The following is an 18,256-nucleotide window of genomic DNA, read 5'->3' on the forward strand; positions in this document are numbered from 1 at the left end:
GATGTCAGACATCTGATACTGATATCATAACATGTTTACGCTTTCTTTTTAATACATTTTCGTAGAATTTCTCATTTTCTTCACACTTCTATTGTAATCCATTATGCACAGAAGTGCTAATCATTTTATGATTTATTTCTTCATATAAAGTGAAATTTTAATCAGTGGCGGTTTTGTTCTTTCCCACTAATCATTTTCAGAATAAAAATAAAAAAAGCAGCTCTAAAGAGCTACCTTTTTATTTTACTTCTACTGTTTCTTCTTTATGTTCATGCAATTCGCCTTTTTTAACATGAACTTTCACTTTGTAAGAACCCTTTTCTTTGAAAGTATGTTTCGTTTCATACTCCCCTTTATTTCCTTCTTTTGCTGGAATGAATTCGTGTTTTTCCACACCATCTTTCCAAATCTCAAGTTGTACTTCAGCACCAGTTAAAGCTTCTTCTTTTTGTTTTAAATGAACTTTCATTGTTGATTCAGCATTTGCTTTTATGTCACCAGCCATAAGGTGAATCATTGTATCGCTTTTATGATCACCATGTCCTGCACCATGATCACTATTTTCTTTTTTCGCATCTTCTACTTTCGCATTTCCTACAGCCACTTTTACTTCTGGCATAACATGCATTTCACGCGCATTTGTGTGAGCAATAATATGGTATACGCCATCCGTCTCGAACGTTTTCTCTACAGCATAAACACCTTTTCCTTTATGCTTACCTTCTAGCATCTCGTGCTTTTCGTCGCCAGCTTTCCAAATTTCAAACTTTACATCATCAGCATCTGTTACCTTTTCTCTTCCTTGTGTAACAAGTGCTTGTACTTCTGTTTTTTCACCAGGTTTAATTTCTTTCGGATTTGTTTGAACTGCTACTTTTACAGCTTCTAGTTTCTGTTCTTTTTTCGGTTCTTCTTTGTTTGTATTACAGCCAGCCAATGCTAGCATCGCGATAAATAAAGTCATAATAAGTTTTTTCATCATCATTTCCTCCTTCATACTTTATTTAGTATAGAGGAAATACATTGTAATATTCTAGTCTTCTGCTGAAAACAATGTACGAAATGTTTGTGAAGTTTCTGTGAAGTGCTATAGCCTTTTGAATCTATGAAAAAAGAGCATAGTACCTATGCTCTCGGATGAAACTGTTTATATACATCTTTTAATCTAGTTTTTGAAACATGCGTATAAATTTGTGTCGTTGAAATATCTGCATGTCCAAGCATTTCTTGCACAGCACGTAAGTCTGCTCCATTTTCTAATAAATGCGTAGCAAAAGAATGACGCAATGTATGAGGTGTAAGCTCTTTTTCAATATTTGCTTCTTTCGCTAATCGTTTTAAAATTTTCCAAAATCCTTGTCTTGATAATCGATTGCCATGATGGTTTAAAAAGAGTGCATCTACTACTTTTTTCCCCATCAATTCTCTTCTTCCCTTTTCAATATACTTTTGAATCGCTTCCGTCGCTAAACTTCCTAGTGGAATAATTCTTTCTTTATTCCCTTTCCCTATGCATCGAACAAATCCCATCGTTAAATGTACATCTTCTAAATTTAATGCAATTAATTCTGAAACACGAAGTCCTGTTGCATATAATAACTCTAGCATCGCTTTATCACGAACCCCAAAAGCGCTCGTCATTTTTGGTGTCTGCAGTAACGCCTCTACTTCATCAACTGACAATACTTTCGGTAATTTCCGTTCTCCTTGCGGCGTTTCAATATGTACGGATGGATCGTGCTCTACCGCTCGTTCACGAAGTAAAAATTGGTGAAACGAACGAATCGATGCAATATGACGTGCTAATGTTTTCGAAGATTTTCCGTTTTCTTTTAAGTGCTGCAGAAAGTTAACAATGTGCAATCGTGTCACTTCGTGAAAGCTTTTCGCTTGTTCTACATTTTGCAAATACTTTACATAACTTTTTAAATCACGTTCATAAGATACTACTGTATTTTTCGCTAGTCCTTTTTCAACAACCATATAATGAATAAAATCTTTTAATTGATCTTCCAATCTACACTACTCCCCATTTTCATAGAAAAACATCATTCTATTTACGAAAGCATCCTTTGCCGGCTCTTCATTCCCTGATACTTTTTCTACAGTCTCTTCTTTTGGCTTTTCATAACGATGATAGCTTTCATATTCTTCATTTATCCATAGTATAGCGAAATAAAACAAAATCGTACAACTTGTAAATAATAAAAATACTTTTATCCCATCAAAAGTTAATTTTAAAGCTCGGCGCATTGTAAATTCCTCCAAAATATAAGTTATTACAACATATGCCAAGCTTTCACCAATTTATACCTTATTCAAATAAAAAACCTCTTCCTAGTTAAATAGGAAAAGGTTATTTTTCATCCGTTTCATTTTCTTGACAATTTTTACAAATCCCATGGAATGTTAAACGATGATCCTTCACCTTAAAGCTCCAGTCATGTTCTACTTTCCTTTCCACTTCACCAAGTAAATCTTCTTGTATTTCTTGTACAGCACCACATTGTGTACAAATCAAATGATGGTGGAAACGCTGCGCACCTTCTTGGCGTAAGTCATAGCGTGAAACACCGTCTCCGAAGTTAATCTTATCGACAACTTTTAACTCAGATAATAGTTCTAAAGTTCGATAGACGGTTGCTAATCCGATCTCTGGCGACTTTTCTTTTACAAGGAGGTAAACATCTTCTGCGCTTAAATGATCTTCTTCATTTTCTAGCAGCACACGAACTGTTGCTTCACGTTGCGGTGTTAATTTGTAGCTCGCTGCATGTAATTGCTTCTTAATTCGTTCAATTCTTTCTTCCATTCGGTACTACTCCCTCCTCGCCACTCTTACACCATTATATCAGAAGAAGGGCTTCTGTCAAAAGAAAAACAATAAAAACAAATTGATAATTATTCTCATAAAGTATTTATTGTTTATTAATAGCCTCAACGACTTCTTTCATTAAAACTGGTGATGCATAAGCCTCTACACTAGAAGCAAGAGCTAACACCGCTCCAATTACAAGAAAGAAGCATGTATAACGGATCAATAATGGTAATAGCGGCTCAGTTATTTTTCGGATAAATTGATGCCTAATCATGCGTAAGGAAAAACTTGCGGCAATTGTTGTCATAACGAGAAATACTGGGATGATAATGAGATTTTGTGGCAATACAGAAACGAATGCTAATAATAATCCATTCCATCCATGCTGACTTACTAAGAAACCTACTGTAAATCCGACAACTACTCCTTTTGCAAATAATAAAATAAAAATGAGTGGCAATCCAATAATTGAAATCCCTAAAATCCAAATAAATCCAATGTATTTTAATTGTGAAAAGTAACTTTCTCGAAACATTTCGCCTGCAATAGCAAATTCTCCTTTAGAAACTTGTCCAAAAAAACGTTGCAAATAAAATGATAAATCTTGTTTTTGATTTAATTGTAAACTATTTACAAGAATTGCTCCAAATATTACTCCCATCAATAACAAAACAGCGTTAAATATATATAATGAAGAGTTTTCCTGTATGTGAGACATTACACGGTCTTGCCAAGTTTTTCTCCACATTTTTCTTCCCTCCGTTCACACTCTTACTAAAAATGTATGAAAGAAAGAAAAAAGTATGACGAATTAACATTGAAATTCCGCTCTACTTTGCTAAACTAAAAAGTAGAGAATAGGAGGGATTTCTCTTGAAACCATTATTATTAGATTTTCCAACATTATTTCAAACTGAACGCTTACAGGTTCGTAAGCCATTTCCAGGTGATGGTGCAGAAGTGTATGAAGCAATACAAGCTTCTCTAGAAGACTTAGTACCGTGGATGCCAATTAACGCTGAAACAGAAGAAAGTGCTGAAGAAATCGTTCGTAACGCTCACGGACAGTTTTTACTTCGTGAAACACTTGATTTTCACTTATACGATAAAGTATCTGGTACATTCATCGGAGCTATAACGCTCAAGCCTGAAAACTGGGATATTCCAAAGTTTTCACTTCACTTCTGGCTACATAGCGCTTATACAAAACAAGGCTATATGACCGAAGCTGTGAAAGGTGCCATTCAATTTGCCTTTGATAAGCTAAGCGCTCGAAGAATTGAAATTCGTATTGATGCAACAAATACAAATGCATGTAACTTAGCAGAACGTTTAGAATTTATTCTAGAAGGTACAATGGAAAATGATTTCATAGCACCAGATGGTAGCTTACGTGATGCACGCGTATATGCAAAAATTAATTAAAAACACTCGCCTTTGGCGAGTGTTTATTTTTGTAGTTGTAAATATTGTACTGCAAACATCGTCTTCGCATCGTGAATACGAAGATCTTTCATAAGAGTAGTTGCTTCTTCTAATGATACTTCCATTAATTCCACAAACTCATCTTCATCTAACGCAGCTTTATTTTCTTTTTTCGTCAAACCTGTCGCTTTATATACATATAAAATTTCATCTGCAAATCCTGGGGATGTATAGAAAGAAGTAATAAGCTCCATATTTTCACATACATAACCTGTTTCCTCTTCTAATTCACGAACTGCTGTCACCTCAGGTTTTTCACCTGGTTCTAACTTGCCAGCCGGAATTTCTATAATCGCCTTTTCAAGCGCTTTACGATACTGCTCAACAAGCACAATTTTCCCCTCATCAGTAATAGCAATAATAGCAACTGCACCAGGGTGATTTACAATTTCACGTTTACTCATTGCTCCATTTGGTAATACTACATCATCAACACGAACTTTTATAACTCTACCATCAAAAATCGGCTCAGTTTTTACTGTTCTCTCTGCAAGATTACTCATACTACTTCATCTCCCTGTTCTATTTCCTATTCTTTCCTCATACATTTTACCACATTGAAAGGAGCGTGATAGAAATGAAAGTTTATATTTTACCAAATCGCGTCACTTTAGTCGGAAAAGCATGGCAAATTCGCCATAAGCTAAAACAATATGGCAAAGAGTATACAACTGTACAAGAGTGGATTACAGCAACTAAAAAGTAAACGTTTGTCAACCTCTTTTCCCTTGCGTACAATAAGAATAAGGAGAAGGAGGTTGACTTATGAAAAAACGTCAATTAGGAAACTCAGATTTATTTGTGACAGAAATGGGACTTGGCTGTATGTCTCTCGGTACATCTGAAAAAGAAGCCTTGCGTATTATCGATGAAGCAATCGATGTAGGAATCAATTTTTTTGATACAGCGGATTTATATGATTATGGATTAAACGAAGAATTTGTTGGAAAAGCCTTAAAAGGAAAACGAGACCAAATTATCCTTACAACGAAGGTTGGGAATCGATGGACAGAAGAAAAAAACGGCTGGTCTTGGGATCCTTCTAAAAATTACATAAAGGCTGAAGTGAAAGAAAGTTTACGTAGACTTCAAACTGATTATATTGATCTTTATCAACTTCACGGCGGGACGATTGAAGATCCTATAGATGAAGTAATTGAAGCCTTTGAAGAATTGAAAAAAGAAGGTATCATTCGCCATTACGGTATTTCTTCTATACGTCCAAATGTCATCCGTGAATATGCACAGCGTTCAAATATCGTTAGTGTTCTAATGGAATATAGCCTTTTGAATCGTCGCCCTGAAGAATGGTTCCAGCTTCTTAATGAACATCAAATTAGCGTCATTGCTCGCGGACCACTTGCGAAAGGAATATTAACTGATAACAATACAAGAAAGATAGAAAGAGTAAAAGAAAAAGATTACCTTTCTTATTCTTACGATGAATTATATGCGACGCTTGCGAATGTAAAAGAAATAATTGGAGAAAACTCCTTAACTGGAACAGCTATTCAATATTGCTTACATAACGAAACTGTTGCAGCTGTTATACCTGGTGCAAGCTCTATTGGGCAATTACGAGAAAATGTACAAGCTAGTAAACAAACACAGTTAACAACAGCAGAATATACACAGCTTCAGCAAATTGTGAAATGTGATGCGTACGCATTACACCGATAAAAAGACGCTACCATACTGGTAGCGTCTTTTTATAACGTATCATATTTATCAGGATTCGTTCCTACATGTAAATTACGATTTAACGTATTAATTTGAGTCATCTCTTCTTCTGTTAATGAAAAGTCAAAGATAGAAAAATTCTCCTGAATGCGAGATGGTGTAACAGACTTAGGAATCGTCACAATCCCGCTTTGAATATCCCACCTTAATATAACTTGCGCAGGTGTTTTTTCATATTTAGTAGCAATGGCCTGAATAATCGGGTGCTGAAATACTTCTCCGCCCCTCATTAATGGACTCCATGCTTCCATTTGAATTTGCTCACCTTGACAGAAATTACGCAATTCAAATTGTGTTAACATCGGATGAAGTTCCACTTGGTTTACCATCGGCTTTATTTTGCAATTTGGTAATAGCAGTTCTAAATGATGTTTATGGAAGTTAGAAACACCAATCGCGCGCACTTTACCTTCTTCATACAGTTTTTCTAATGCTCGGTACGTATCAACATACTTCCCTCTTATTGGCCAATGTATTAAATATAAATCTACATAGTCCATTTGTAATTTTTTTAAGCTTTTCTCAAACGCCTCAAGTGTTTCCTCGTATCCTTGATCATCGTTCCAAACTTTTGTTGTAATAAAGATGTCTTCTCTCGGAATCCCTGATTCACGAACTGCTTCTCCGACACCGCTTTCATTTTCATATACAGTTGCTGTATCAATCGAACGGTATCCAACTTCTAGCGCTGTTTTTACTGCTTGTTTTACTTCGTCGCCTTCTTTCGCTTTATAAACGCCTAAACCAATCATCGGCATTTTTACGCCATTGTGAAGTGTAGTTGTTGGAATGTGCACAGTCGTCTCCCTTTCATCATTACATTTTTTTATAAGCCACCACTTTATTTGAACAAGATTCAACCAAAAAGTCAAAACATATGTACAGTTTACATAATAAGCTTATATACTTTCTAAAATAATGCGAACTCATTAATTAACATTATTTTCCATCCATTTCTTCGCTTTTTCATCAACATTACGTACAAACTCAGTTTTCCCTTCCGAATATAACGCACCATCATATGTATACTTTTCAGCTAATTCTTTCTTTAAAGTTGCATATGCCTCAGCTTCTTCACAATGAGCCATCATATAATCACGAAATGCTAAATGCCTTACTATCTCAGGGTTTCCTTTTTCAAACACGTGTAAGTGATACGAGCGTTTTTCCTCCGTTCCATGAATAAAATAACGGCGTCTTGAAATACCATTCTCCCCTTTTACGATATAGCCAAGCTCTTCAAAACGTTCATTCCACCTATCTACTCTGTCGATACTCTCTACTTCCATAATCATATCTATAATTGGTTTCGCTGCCAGTCCTGGCACCGACGTACTTCCAATATGATGGACCTTCACCTTTTCTGGCATCGCCGCTTTTAATCTTTCAGCCTCCATTTGAAATTTTTCACCCCAATGATTTTCATGCGGAACAACTACAATTTTTCTCATTCTAACTCCCCTTTTCTTACAAGCTCGTCAAAAAAATGATCAGCGTTATTCACTGATCATTTTCGTTATTATTTAAAGTCTTTCCAAGTAAGGTTACTTTCACTTAACAGTTCTTCAAATGATTTATTCTTTTCACGTTCTTTTTGTTCTTGGCGCTTTCTTTCCTGTTCAGCTGCCACTTTTTCCTCTTCTCTCACTTGCAACTCTTTCTTCTTATTCTTTAATTGCTGCATGAGTGAATCATTTAATTGATCACCTAATGTAAGCGACTCTTTCTTTTGTTGATTCACTTGCGCCTGTCTTTGCATTTGTCTTTGTTTCTTTTTCTTCATACTACTCACCTTTTACTTTTTTCTCCATTATAGTAGATACACAATGAACTCGACAATAAAAAAGGTCCTTTACTCTATTATTCACTTTTTGTAAATATGTTAATTTTTCGAAAAAACTATTTTTTTGTATAGATATAATCCTATGAATCTATTAAAATTATGTCGTATGATGTCAGATTATAAAAAAGGAGAATTAGATTATGTGGAAAAAAATCATTCCTGCTGTTGCCGTTTTAAGCACCATTACTTTTTCAACCGTATTTGCTGCTCCCCCATCCCAGACTCCAGCTGAACAAAACCGCTACATAGACGTACAAATGCTTGGTATTAATGATTTCCATGGACAACTAGATACTGTTAAAAAAATTAATAACAAAGAAGCTGGTGGCGCTGATTACTTAGCTACTTATTTAAAAGAACGTAAAAAGCAAAACCCGAATACACTTCTCGTACACGCTGGCGATATTGTCGGAGCTAGTCCACCAGTTTCAGCATTGTTACAAGACGAACCAACGATTGAATTTTTAAATGACTTAAAATTTGATGTTGGTACAATCGGAAACCACGAATTTGATGAAGGTATTGATGAAATGAAACGTCTCATTTACGGTGGCTATCACGAAAAAACAGGGAATTTCAAAGGTGCAAATTTCCCTTATGTCGCTGCAAACTTCTATAATAAATCCACTGGCCGCTTATTTTTACCGCCATTTACTGTAAAAATGGTAAATGGTGTGCCTGTAGGATTCATTGGCGTAGTTACAACTGATACACCAAATGTCGTGATGCCTACTATGCTTAAAAATGTAGAAATCACTGACGAAGTAGAAGCAATTAATAAATCAACGCAGCAATTAAAGCGTCTTGGCGTTAAATCCATTGTCGTCCTTGCTCATGTCGGTGGAACAACAGATGAGTCTGGTGTGACAAATGGAGACCTTACTCGAATTGCAAATGAAACAGATCCGGAAGTTGATGTTATTTTTGGTGGGCATAGTCACACGTATGTAAATGGTACTGTAAATAATAAACTAATCGTCCAAGCGAACTCTTACGGAATGGCTTTCTCAGATGTAGATGTAACAATTGATCGTAAAACAAAAGATATTGTAAAGAAAAAAGCTGAAGTTGTTACAACATACCATGAAGGTGTAGAACCTGATAAACAAGTAAAGAAAAAACTAGATCAATATAAAGAAAAAATTGCACCGCTTGTAAATGAAGTTGTCGGAAAATCTACAGCACCTATCGACCGTAAACAAAATGATGCTGGTGAGTCCACTCTTGGAAATTTAGTTGCCGATGCCCAGCGCCAAACGATGCAAACTCAAATCGCACTTATGAATCCGGGCGGCATTCGTAATGACTTAGATGCTGGCGATATTACATGGGGCGAATTATACGGCATTCAGCCTTTTGGAAACCAATTAATTAAAGTAGATTTAACAGGTCAAGATATTCGCGACATTTTAAATCAACAATGGCAAAAAGGAACGACGAGAATGCTTCAAATTTCAGGTATTCAATATACGTGGGATGCAAATAAACCAAACGGTGAAAAAGTTACAAATATACGTTTAACAAACGGTGAAGAATTATCTCCATCTAAAACGTATAGCGTAGTGGCAAATGCCTTTTTAGCTTCTGGCGGTGATGGATTTGTATCATTTAAAAATGGTAAAAATCCAGAGACTGGTCCAAACGACTTTGAAGCGCTAGTCGATTACGTAAAACAATTAAAAGAACCTATTCAGCCAATTATCGATGGTAGAATTCAAAAAACAAATTAAGTACACTCATAATAAACAATCTTAATTTTTCATCGTAAAAGATACACATAAACCTTTTATCCGTCATATATGTGAAACCTAAAAAGGATACTCGTTCTTACAATGAACATAGTATCCTTTTCTTTATTTATCAATATGTGATGTGTTGTTAAAATCATATTGTTGTAAAAATTGTTGTAACGCCTCTTCTACAAGTTTAGATTTTTGAATTCCTTTCGATTCTGATATAACGTCTAGTTTTGCTAATATTTCTTTATTAATAGAAAAGGTACGTTTCTTTTTTTCTGTACTTATATTCATCATGGGGGCAATTACTTCTTCTTTCTTTCTTAATAACTCATAAATACTTTGTAATTGTTCATAAATTAATAGTTGATAATCCGTTTTCGCATATTGAAGGGCTGTCGCTTCTTGGAGTTGTAAGTGACGCGGTTCTTCTCCATCTCCTACAAAAATACGCTTTTTCTGTTCTCCATCATATTCGTATCCAATCAATCTTAATTTCTTCGATAATGTATACGGGCTTATTTCAAGACGTTTTGCTATAATAGCGATGGATTCACGCCTATTTAAACAATCGATAATTTCTCCAATCGTCACAATTTCCCTCCTCCCATATTGAAATGACACTAGTATGGTATGTTACAATGATTTTCTAACAGTATATGCAAAACGAATAGCCTGTGCGATTCATACGATTTTAGAAAAGGAGGTTTTCAATATGCTTTTTCGTAGCAATACCCCGCAGTTCTATAATGAAAATAAAAAACTCATTCCCAATAGTATCGCTACGATGGAAAGCGTTATGATTAACAACCGAAAACAAACTCTCCTTATGCGCGGGCAAAACGTAGAGCAGCCTATTTTATTATGCTGTCACGGTGGACCAGGCATGGCACAAATCGGATTTATTCGTCATTTTCAAAAAGAATTGGAGAAACACTTCATCGTAATTAATTGGGATCAGCGCGGGGCAGGTAAATCCTTTTCAATGAAAGATTTCGGAGCAAATTTTACAATCGAACAATTCATTTCCGATGCAAAAGAAGTGATTCAATATGTACTTAAAAAGTTCAATAAACAGAAACTATTTCTCGCTGGTCATTCTTGGGGAAGTATTATCGGGCTTAACATAGCACACTATTATCCACAATATATCGAGGCTTATATCGGTATTGGGCAAATTGTACATATGAAACAAAACGAGGAATTACTATATCAGCATTTAATTCGTTCTGCAAAAAAATATAATCATAAAAAAGCATTAGCGTCCCTTTTAAAATTAGGAAAACCGCCATTTTTAGATACGAGACGCCTTATTATTCAAAGAAAATGGCTTGGCACATTCGGAGGTGCAATCCAAAACGGATCTTCCTTTTCTTTCATACGAAAAGGCTTCTTTTCTCCCGAATATACACTATTAGATTGGTTCAAGTTTCTCGCAGGAAATTTAAAATCTGGCGTTTTATGGGAAGAAATGTTGACAATCGATTTCTTTTCTTCTATTACGAGTTTATCTATTCCAGTTTATTTTTGTTCTGGTCGCTATGATTATCAAACTCCTTATGCACTCGTTCAGGAATATTGTGATGTAATAGAAGCACCGATAAAAAAGATGATTTGGTTCCCAAATTCAGCACATTCTCCCGATTTAGAAGAGCCAGAATTATTCGCTCGTTCTTTACAATCCATTAAACAAGAGCTAGCTTTTCACCATTAGTAACAAAAGGCTCTTTTACATTTCATAAGAAACAATTTATAATAATATGTCGCAACTATGTATAAATCTAGCAAGGTGATTCATATTTCCTTGCCTTAACACAATAAAATTTTGGGGAGATTACATTTATTATGAATGCTGTACTCATTGCAGTAGCAGTTATGCTATTGCTTAGTTTGTTACGTGTCCAGGTCATTGTCGCCATCATTGTTGGAGCTTTAACAGGCGGACTTATCGGTGGACTCGGTATTTCAGAAACGATTAACACTTTTACAACTGGTCTTGGAAACAGTGCTCCAATCGCTTTAAGTTATGCAATGCTTGGTGGTTTCGCTATTTCTCTTTCCAAAACCGGACTTCCAGATGCTATGATTCAAACTGCATTAAAGTGGATTGGCAATGAACAAGACACGAAAAAACAAGTTTACTCTAAAATACTTATTCTATTTATCATTTTAACGATGGCTTGTTTCTCACAAAATGTGATTCCTGTTCACATCGCTTTCATCCCCATCTTAATTCCAGCACTTTTAAAAGTATTAAATGAGCTGAAAGTGGATCGCAGACTTGTTACATGTATTATTACATTCGGATTGATTACTCCTTATATGTGGATTCCAGCAGGATTCGGAAAAATTTATCATGATGTATTACAAACAAATGCTGCGCAAAGCGGTCTTACATTTGATGTCGCACTTATTCCAAAAGCAATGACCATTCCAGCAATCGGTATGATTATCGGATTATGTGTGGCAGTATTTATTACGTACCGAAAACCTCGTACGTATGAAACAGAACAAATTCATACTACTGAAAATGAAATCGTTCCCTATACAAAACGAAGCATTACTTTCGGGCTAGTATCTATCTTAGCTACATTAACTGTTCAATTAGCAACAGAATCAATGATTTTCGGCGCTCTAGCGGGGATTATCGTTTTATCAGTTAGTGGTAGTCTACCTCTTAAAGAAGCTGATGCAATTTTAACAAGCGGAATGCGTATGATGTCCTTTATCGGATTTGTTATGATTTCTGCCGCTGGGTTCGGAGCTGTTCTTCGAAAAACAGGACATGTTGAATCTCTTGTACAAACGAGTGCACATATAATTGGGAATAACAAACCACTCGCTGCATTTCTTATGCTTGTAATTGGACTGCTCGTTACGATGGGGATTGGATCATCTTTTTCAACCATCCCTATTTTAACAACAATTTTTGTACCTCTTTGTATTCAGCTTGGATTTAGTCCAATGGCCACCATTGCAATTATCGGTACAGCCGGAGCGCTAGGAGACGCAGGATCTCCAGCATCAGATAGTACACTTGGACCAACATCCGGTTTAAATGCTGATGGTCAACACCATCATATATGGGATACGTGTGTACCAACTTTTTTACATTACAATATACCGTTACTTATATTCGGCTTTATTGCCGCAATTACATTATAAAAGGTGCGTTTTATACGCACCTTTTACTTTTTTATTTTTCCCTTTAATTGTTGCAATGCTATTTTCCCATTTTCTTCGATACAACTTTCCATTTGCATAAATGACGGACCTGCCCACTCACTGTCTATACTCCCGTTCAGTCCAATAATTTTCAATTTATCCGGTATACGGATATTTAATTTTTTTGCTGCTCGAATTAACTCAAAGGTAATCTTATCACTTGAAGTTACAATTCCATCTATATACGGATAAGTTTGCAATAATGTAACAAACTGTTTATTCGTATACCCTTGTACACATTCTTCTCGATAAGAGATTCCTTCCTCCCAAACAGCGTCTAAAAATCCTGATATGTACTCTTCCATTTCTTCACTATCTTCGCCCTCACCGAAATAAGCAAGAAAGTGACAACCTTTTTCTTTTAATAAAGAGACCGCTCTTTGGCCACTTTCATAATAATTTGCATAAGATTTTTTTTCATCAATCACAACAAACGGAAGTGGGATTTCTCCTATACTTTTAAAAACGGACCTTGTTAAAATAACACCTGCAACGTTATTTTCCTTCAACATATGTATGTATCTATCTTTATTCTCTATATTACAAACAATAATTTGATATCCTTCTTTATACGCTATTTCCTCAATACAATGTAGCAAAGTGATGTTTGATGGGTCATATAGATTATCTACAAGTAATGCAATTATCGTTGAATTCTCTTTAAATAGTGGCTTTGCTGCACTATTTGGCCTATAACGTAATTCCTCAATTGCTTCCTTTACTTGTTTTACTGTGTCCTCATGAACGTATCCTTTTTCATTTATAACTCGTGAAACGGTTGCGACTGAAACACCTGCCAATTTTGCAACATCACGTATAGTTGCCACATCGTCACCCCTTAATATGGTAATAGATTACAATTTTACGGTAACCTAAATTACAATATTCGTCAAGGTTAATAATTTATATTTCTGAAAATTGTTACATCATTACACTAAACTATATTCTAATTGAATTTCATGTAAAATCGGGATATTATCATACCCGATGCGCGGAATTTCTTTCTTTATTTTTCGTGCCTCTTCCACCGCATTTACATATAAATTCGTCATCAAAAAATTACGTTTTTGGTAAAAACGTAACGCATTCATATTATCATTTGTTGTTATAAGCCAAACCTTCCTGCACCGTTCTTCTTCTGCAACTCGTAATACACAATCCACAAGTTTTGTCCCTATTCCTTTTCTTTCTTCAAAGCTATCTAACGATACAATTTCGCACATATTTCCGATCAATTCATACGTTACAATTCCGATTATTCTGTCTTCTGAGAGCGCAACAAATCCTGGCAACTCTTCTAATTGATGTCCCTTACCACGTGAAACCATCAATGAACTCCCCCAGTTCTCACACATGAACATTCGGATTGTTTCTTTCATCGCTGGCGTAATTTTTTGTATATGCACCATTTCCTATTTCTCCCCTTTTCTATCCTTGTGATACAATATAAGTGTATCACATGTAACGGTATTTGGAGGATGAGGTAAAGTATGAAACGTTTTTTTGCAGCATTGTTTACTATACTAGGTGCGATAACTGCCCTTGGGATTTTCTTTACAAATAAGGTGATGTACTTAAAGAAAAAAACAGAGGAAGAAATACTCGAAAGAGAAACGAAAAAACATTTTCGTATAGAAGATTTTGAAGCTCTTCATAAAGAAGAAATTCATATTCCTTCGCAATTCGGATATGATCTTCACGGATATTACATTCCTGCTGGTCATTCCAATAAGTTTATGATTTTCTGTCACGGCGTAACTGTAAATAAAATGAACTCTGTAAAATATGCAAGGTTATTTTTAAACAGAGGATATAATGTCGTTATTTATGATCATCGTCGTCATGGTAAAACTGGCGGAAAAACAACAAGCTATGGATACTATGAAAAGCATGATTTAAAATCTGTAGTTGACTGGCTAAAAAGTCGTTTTGGAACAAATATAACACTCGGTATTCATGGTGAATCGATGGGAGCTGCAACACTTCTTCAGTACGCAGGACTTGTAGAAGATGGTGCTGATTTCTATATTGCAGATTGTCCTTTTTCTGATTTCTACGGACAATTACAACATCGTTTAAAGGTTGAATTCCATTTACCGAAATGGCCTTTATTACCTTTAGCAAATGCTTTCTTAAAAGTGCGTGACGGTTATACGATTCGTGAAGTTTCACCAATCGATTGTATAAAAAACATTAACAATCCCGTCCTCTTTATTCATAGTAAAGATGATGATTATATTTTAGCTGATATGACGAAAGCGCTCTATGAAGCGAAGGAAAACAATAAACAACTTTATATTGCAGAACACGGCGCACACGCTTGCTCTTATAACGAAAATAAAGAAGAGTATGAAGCAGCCGTTGATCAATTTTTAAACTCATATGTAAAAGAAACAAAAAACAGGCTTGCATAAGCCTGTTTTTTTATTGCGCTAAAACGTCTGTAACTTGTTCCATATTTTCAGAAATCCACTTTATTGCATCATCTAGCGTTGGAAATTCTGTCGTTTGAAATGTTACCTCATCTTGCAGTAACCAAACATCCTTTGACTCTTGTCCTACACCAGCAATGGACCAGTGTAACAAACTATATGGATGATTATCATTCAAAAATGAAGCCCACGTGCGCTCATTTGCAATATTTCGTAATGTACGTAATTGTTTATCCATCTTTCGTCACCTTACTCTAGTCAGTTATAAAAAACATTATAACACTCTCTTCTCTTCCAAAGAAAGTGCTCTTTTCATATTGTCAAGTACTTCTCTTGATTATATGATGAAATTAAGCGTTTGGGAAGGAGGGATAGCGTTGGCTAAAGTACAAATTAAAGTAAATGATAATGGCTCTTTTCGCGTTACAGGGGACGTGGAATTAGTTGATTCACAAGGGAATGTATTCCCAGCAAAACCGGCATTTTCTTTATGCCGTTGTGGTTTATCAAAAAATATGCCTTATTGCGATGCTTCGCATAAAGGTAAATTCGAATCTGTTGTTAGAGCACCAGAGGCAGAATAATTTTACATGTGACATGCACATTTTTTTGTGCATGTTTTTTCTTTTTAGCAACTCCGTTATATCCCTTCTCCTTACAACATTTCTAATACTTTTGTCTCCATCTCAGCCTACATATATTTTCACACAATTCTTCACATTCGAATACTTTTTACTAGCCTTTTATTTTTTTTGTGCTATAATTTGAGCAAACAGCATCCTTCGGGGTCGGGTGAAATTCCCAACCGGCGGTGATGAAGTGCAAACTTCTAAGTCCGTGACCCGTTTTCAACTCGAAAACGGTGGATCTAGTGAAACTCTAGGGCCGACAGTATAGTCTGGATGGGAGAAGGATATGTTTTCTAGTAATTTTATATAGCGAATACACTTTTATTTCAGTATGCATATTTTTATAGATTCAATTCAAATCTATATATATGTTTTATTTTGTATACTTATCTTTCTATGCTGAAATAAAAAGATACGACTAGCGTTTGAAAAATTTGATATTTTTGCTAGGTTTCTTCCTTATGCCAAAATATCAATCATCGTTAGGTTTCTTTCCTATACTTTCGTATTCGAACTATATTTCTAGAAATCACGTCTCCCAAACCCCAAGGATATTAAAATCCTTGGGGTTTTTTGATTTTTTTTAGGAGAGGTGAAGAAAATGACAGATCAAGAATATATGAGGATTGCTCTGCAATTAGCAGAAGGAACATCTGGGCAAACAAGTCCAAATCCTATGGTTGGTGCTGTTGTTGTAAAAGACGGAAACATCGTCGGTATGGGAGCTCATTTACGTGCTGGTGAAGAACACGCAGAAGTTCATGCTCTTCATATGGCTGGTGACAAAGCAAAAGGAGCCACCGTGTATGTAACACTTGAACCGTGTAGCCATTTTGGAAAAACACCACCTTGCTGTGATTTACTGTTAAAAAAAGGAGTTAAACGGGTGGTAATTGCTACTCTTGATTGCAATCCTCTCGTTTCTGGTAATGGAAAACGGAGATTAGAAGAAGCTGGCATCGAAGTAACTACCGGTGTTCTTGAAGCAGAAGCGGTTTTATTAAATCGTTACTTTTTTCACTACATGAAAACGAAACGCCCATTTGTAACAATAAAAACAGCGATGAGCTTAGATGGAAAAACAGCAACTGTAACTGGTGAAAGTAAATGGATTACAGGTGAAGAAGCACGGGCTGATGTTCATCAATATCGTCATGCACACGATGCAATTCTTGTTGGAGTGAATACAGTTATAGCTGATAATCCGCATTTAACAACAAGAATTCCTAACGGGGGGCAAAATCCTATACGCGTTATTTTAGATACCCATTTACGAACGCCACCATCTTCTCATGTCATAACAGATGGTTTAGCACCGACATGGATTATAGTTGGTAAGGATGTAAATCCAGAGAAAATAGCTTCTTATGAATCTGAAAATATAGCTATATTCCAAATAAAAACGAAGCAAATTGAAATACAGGATGTTTTACACCTACTCGGCGAAAAACAAATTCTTTCTCTTTTCGTCGAAGGTGGGCAAACAGTTCATGCAAGCTTCTTACAAACAAAGCATTTCAATGAAATTGTAACTTATATAAGTCCCAAATTAATTGGTGGAAGTAATGCCCCTACTTTATTTGGTGGAAATGGTTTTTCAACATTACAAGATGCACTTTCCTTGGAAATTCAAGAGATGAAACAAATTGGCGATGATATAAAAATTGTTGCAAATGCTCGAAGTGAGGTGACGGAATGTTTACAGGAATTGTAGAAGAATTAGGAACGATTGCAAACATGCAACAAAGCGGCGAAGCGATGAAGTTAACGATTCATGCCAATAAAATTTTATCAGATGTTCACTTAGGTGATAGCATCGCGGTTAACGGTATTTGCTTAACTGTAACAAGCTTTACACCTACTTCATTTACAGTTGATGCAATGCCCGAAACGATGCAATCAACATCACTTCGCCTGCTCAAATCACACTCTAAAGTAAATTTAGAGCGAGCAATGGCTGCAAACGGACGATTCGGTGGACATTTCGTTTCAGGACATATCGATGGCATCGGAACGATATTAAACAAAAAACAACACTATAATGCCGTCTATTACAAAATAGCTATTTCTGATGAATTGCTACGCTATTGTTTGCATAAAGGGTCCGTTGCTGTTGATGGAACGAGTTTAACAATATTTGATATAGACGAATCTTCCATTACAATTTCACTCATCCCGCACACAGTAAGTGAATCTGTTATCGGAGAAAAGAATGCCGGTGACATCGTAAACATTGAGTGTGACATGATTGGTAAATATATCGAACGCTTTATTTCTAAACCAGTAAAACGAACAGGTTCAATGACCGAAAGCTTTTTACAAGAAAACGGATTTCTATAAGGGGGAAG

General features: G+C 35.7%; 23 protein-coding genes and 1 riboswitch. Of the genes, 10 read left to right on the forward strand and 13 right to left on the reverse strand.

All coding sequences use genetic code 11. The annotated features are described in order from the left end of the window. Window positions 1–238: 238 nt before the first annotated feature. The 5 genes from NST14_RS20415 to spoIIM form a co-directional block, all read right to left on the reverse strand. The gene (locus NST14_RS20415; RefSeq protein ID WP_061535567.1) at window positions 239–982 is read right to left on the reverse strand and encodes a FixH family protein; all 744 of its coding nucleotides are present in this window, start codon (window positions 980–982) and stop codon (window positions 239–241) included. Between the two features lie 143 nt (window positions 983–1,125). Further along, window positions 1,126–2,016 carry a site-specific tyrosine recombinase XerD gene (xerD, locus tag NST14_RS20420; RefSeq protein WP_000390084.1) on the reverse strand — a complete coding sequence of 297 codons (891 nt, stop codon included), beginning with the start codon at window positions 2,014–2,016 and terminating at the stop codon, window positions 1,126–1,128. A 6-nt stretch (window positions 2,017–2,022) separates the two neighbouring features. Beyond that, window positions 2,023–2,253, reverse strand: a complete 231-nt coding sequence (locus NST14_RS20425; RefSeq protein ID WP_001250432.1) for a YqzK family protein — start codon at window positions 2,251–2,253, stop codon at window positions 2,023–2,025. Window positions 2,254–2,356: 103 nt separating this feature from the next. Continuing rightward, window positions 2,357–2,812, reverse strand: a complete 456-nt coding sequence (gene fur / locus NST14_RS20430) for a ferric iron uptake transcriptional regulator (RefSeq protein ID WP_000392655.1) — start codon at window positions 2,810–2,812, stop codon at window positions 2,357–2,359. A gap of 106 nt (window positions 2,813–2,918) precedes the next feature. Continuing rightward, the gene (gene spoIIM, locus NST14_RS20435) at window positions 2,919–3,536 is read right to left on the reverse strand and encodes a stage II sporulation protein M (protein ID WP_223290733.1); all 618 of its coding nucleotides are present in this window, start codon (window positions 3,534–3,536) and stop codon (window positions 2,919–2,921) included. 155 nt (window positions 3,537–3,691) lie between these two features. On the opposite strand from spoIIM, the gene NST14_RS20440 reads away from it, so the two are divergent. Beyond that, window positions 3,692–4,243, forward strand: coding sequence for a GNAT family N-acetyltransferase (locus tag NST14_RS20440; RefSeq protein WP_000803491.1), 552 nt, complete (start codon window positions 3,692–3,694; stop codon window positions 4,241–4,243). A 23-nt stretch (window positions 4,244–4,266) separates the two neighbouring features. Here NST14_RS20440 and NST14_RS20445 read toward each other — a convergent pair whose 3' ends face one another. Next, window positions 4,267–4,806 (reverse strand): NUDIX hydrolase, encoded by a 540-nt coding sequence (locus NST14_RS20445; RefSeq protein ID WP_000067038.1) that lies wholly within the window; start codon window positions 4,804–4,806, stop codon window positions 4,267–4,269. Between the two features lie 74 nt (window positions 4,807–4,880). On the opposite strand from NST14_RS20445, the gene mciZ reads away from it, so the two are divergent. Then, on the forward strand, window positions 4,881–5,009 hold the full coding sequence (gene mciZ / locus NST14_RS20450; RefSeq protein ID WP_000870299.1) for a Z-ring formation inhibitor MciZ: 129 nt from the start codon (window positions 4,881–4,883) through the stop codon (window positions 5,007–5,009). A 59-nt stretch (window positions 5,010–5,068) separates the two neighbouring features. Then, window positions 5,069–5,983: an aldo/keto reductase gene (locus NST14_RS20455; protein WP_000747194.1), complete on the forward strand. Its 915-nt coding sequence runs from the start codon at window positions 5,069–5,071 to the stop codon at window positions 5,981–5,983. Between the two features lie 29 nt (window positions 5,984–6,012). On the opposite strand, the gene NST14_RS20460 is transcribed toward NST14_RS20455, so the two are convergent. The 3 genes from NST14_RS20460 to NST14_RS20470 all read right to left on the reverse strand — a co-directional run bounded on the left by NST14_RS20460 (window position 6,013) and on the right by NST14_RS20470 (window position 7,826). Beyond that, window positions 6,013–6,840, reverse strand: a complete 828-nt coding sequence (locus NST14_RS20460; RefSeq protein WP_000547999.1) for an aldo/keto reductase — start codon at window positions 6,838–6,840, stop codon at window positions 6,013–6,015. Between the two features lie 132 nt (window positions 6,841–6,972). Continuing rightward, window positions 6,973–7,494, reverse strand: coding sequence for a GrpB family protein (locus NST14_RS20465; RefSeq protein ID WP_001227170.1), 522 nt, complete (start codon window positions 7,492–7,494; stop codon window positions 6,973–6,975). A 68-nt stretch (window positions 7,495–7,562) separates the two neighbouring features. Further along, entirely contained in the window at window positions 7,563–7,826 is a 264-nt protein-coding gene (locus NST14_RS20470; RefSeq protein WP_000727549.1) for a YqkE family protein, read from the reverse strand. Between the two features lie 200 nt (window positions 7,827–8,026). Between NST14_RS20470 and NST14_RS20475 the strand changes: the two genes are divergently transcribed. Beyond that, the gene (locus NST14_RS20475) at window positions 8,027–9,616 is read left to right on the forward strand and encodes a bifunctional metallophosphatase/5'-nucleotidase (protein WP_000265584.1); all 1,590 of its coding nucleotides are present in this window, start codon (window positions 8,027–8,029) and stop codon (window positions 9,614–9,616) included. A 123-nt stretch (window positions 9,617–9,739) separates the two neighbouring features. On the opposite strand, the gene NST14_RS20480 is transcribed toward NST14_RS20475, so the two are convergent. After that, window positions 9,740–10,216 carry a ribbon-helix-helix domain-containing protein gene (locus NST14_RS20480; RefSeq protein WP_000151910.1) on the reverse strand — a complete coding sequence of 159 codons (477 nt, stop codon included), beginning with the start codon at window positions 10,214–10,216 and terminating at the stop codon, window positions 9,740–9,742. Window positions 10,217–10,337: 121 nt separating this feature from the next. Between NST14_RS20480 and NST14_RS20485 the strand changes: the two genes are divergently transcribed. Both NST14_RS20485 and NST14_RS20490 read left to right on the forward strand, forming a co-directional pair. Next, window positions 10,338–11,336, forward strand: coding sequence for an alpha/beta fold hydrolase (locus tag NST14_RS20485; RefSeq protein WP_000898953.1), 999 nt, complete (start codon window positions 10,338–10,340; stop codon window positions 11,334–11,336). Window positions 11,337–11,467: 131 nt separating this feature from the next. Then, window positions 11,468–12,787, forward strand: coding sequence for a Na+/H+ antiporter family protein (locus tag NST14_RS20490; protein WP_000994774.1), 1,320 nt, complete (start codon window positions 11,468–11,470; stop codon window positions 12,785–12,787). 23 nt (window positions 12,788–12,810) lie between these two features. On the opposite strand, the gene NST14_RS20495 is transcribed toward NST14_RS20490, so the two are convergent. Together NST14_RS20495 and NST14_RS20500 are read right to left on the reverse strand one after the other, a co-directional pair. Then, window positions 12,811–13,674: a LacI family DNA-binding transcriptional regulator gene (locus tag NST14_RS20495; protein ID WP_109630130.1), complete on the reverse strand. Its 864-nt coding sequence runs from the start codon at window positions 13,672–13,674 to the stop codon at window positions 12,811–12,813. Window positions 13,675–13,776: 102 nt separating this feature from the next. Next, window positions 13,777–14,256 carry a GNAT family N-acetyltransferase gene (locus tag NST14_RS20500; RefSeq protein ID WP_000233414.1) on the reverse strand — a complete coding sequence of 160 codons (480 nt, stop codon included), beginning with the start codon at window positions 14,254–14,256 and terminating at the stop codon, window positions 13,777–13,779. An 81-nt stretch (window positions 14,257–14,337) separates the two neighbouring features. On the opposite strand from NST14_RS20500, the gene NST14_RS20505 reads away from it, so the two are divergent. Next, entirely contained in the window at window positions 14,338–15,261 is a 924-nt protein-coding gene (locus tag NST14_RS20505; protein ID WP_000819219.1) for an alpha/beta hydrolase, read from the forward strand. Between the two features lie 10 nt (window positions 15,262–15,271). Here NST14_RS20505 and NST14_RS20510 read toward each other — a convergent pair whose 3' ends face one another. Then, on the reverse strand, window positions 15,272–15,517 hold the full coding sequence (locus NST14_RS20510) for a YqkC family protein (protein ID WP_000360809.1): 246 nt from the start codon (window positions 15,515–15,517) through the stop codon (window positions 15,272–15,274). A 139-nt stretch (window positions 15,518–15,656) separates the two neighbouring features. Between NST14_RS20510 and NST14_RS20515 the strand changes: the two genes are divergently transcribed. The 3 genes from NST14_RS20515 (at window position 15,657) to ribE (ending at window position 18,248) form a co-directional block, all read left to right on the forward strand. After that, window positions 15,657–15,863 (forward strand): CDGSH iron-sulfur domain-containing protein, encoded by a 207-nt coding sequence (locus tag NST14_RS20515; RefSeq protein WP_001151582.1) that lies wholly within the window; start codon window positions 15,657–15,659, stop codon window positions 15,861–15,863. A gap of 190 nt (window positions 15,864–16,053) precedes the next feature. Beyond that, window positions 16,054–16,197: riboswitch (FMN riboswitch) on the forward strand. 312 nt (window positions 16,198–16,509) lie between these two features. After that, window positions 16,510–17,622: a bifunctional diaminohydroxyphosphoribosylaminopyrimidine deaminase/5-amino-6-(5-phosphoribosylamino)uracil reductase RibD gene (gene ribD, locus NST14_RS20520; protein WP_229143018.1), complete on the forward strand. Its 1,113-nt coding sequence runs from the start codon at window positions 16,510–16,512 to the stop codon at window positions 17,620–17,622. Next, a complete protein-coding gene (gene ribE, locus NST14_RS20525) occupies window positions 17,604–18,248 on the forward strand; it encodes a riboflavin synthase subunit alpha (RefSeq protein WP_000493913.1) in 645 nt (214 codons plus the stop codon). Before ribD ends, ribE begins: the two co-directional genes overlap by 19 nt. Window positions 18,249–18,256 lie beyond the last annotated feature (8 nt).

Origin of the sequence: Bacillus sp. FSL W8-0519, from assembly GCF_038005585.1 — a bacterium.
GTDB lineage: Bacteria > Bacillota > Bacilli > Bacillales > Bacillaceae_G > Bacillus_A > Bacillus_A paranthracis.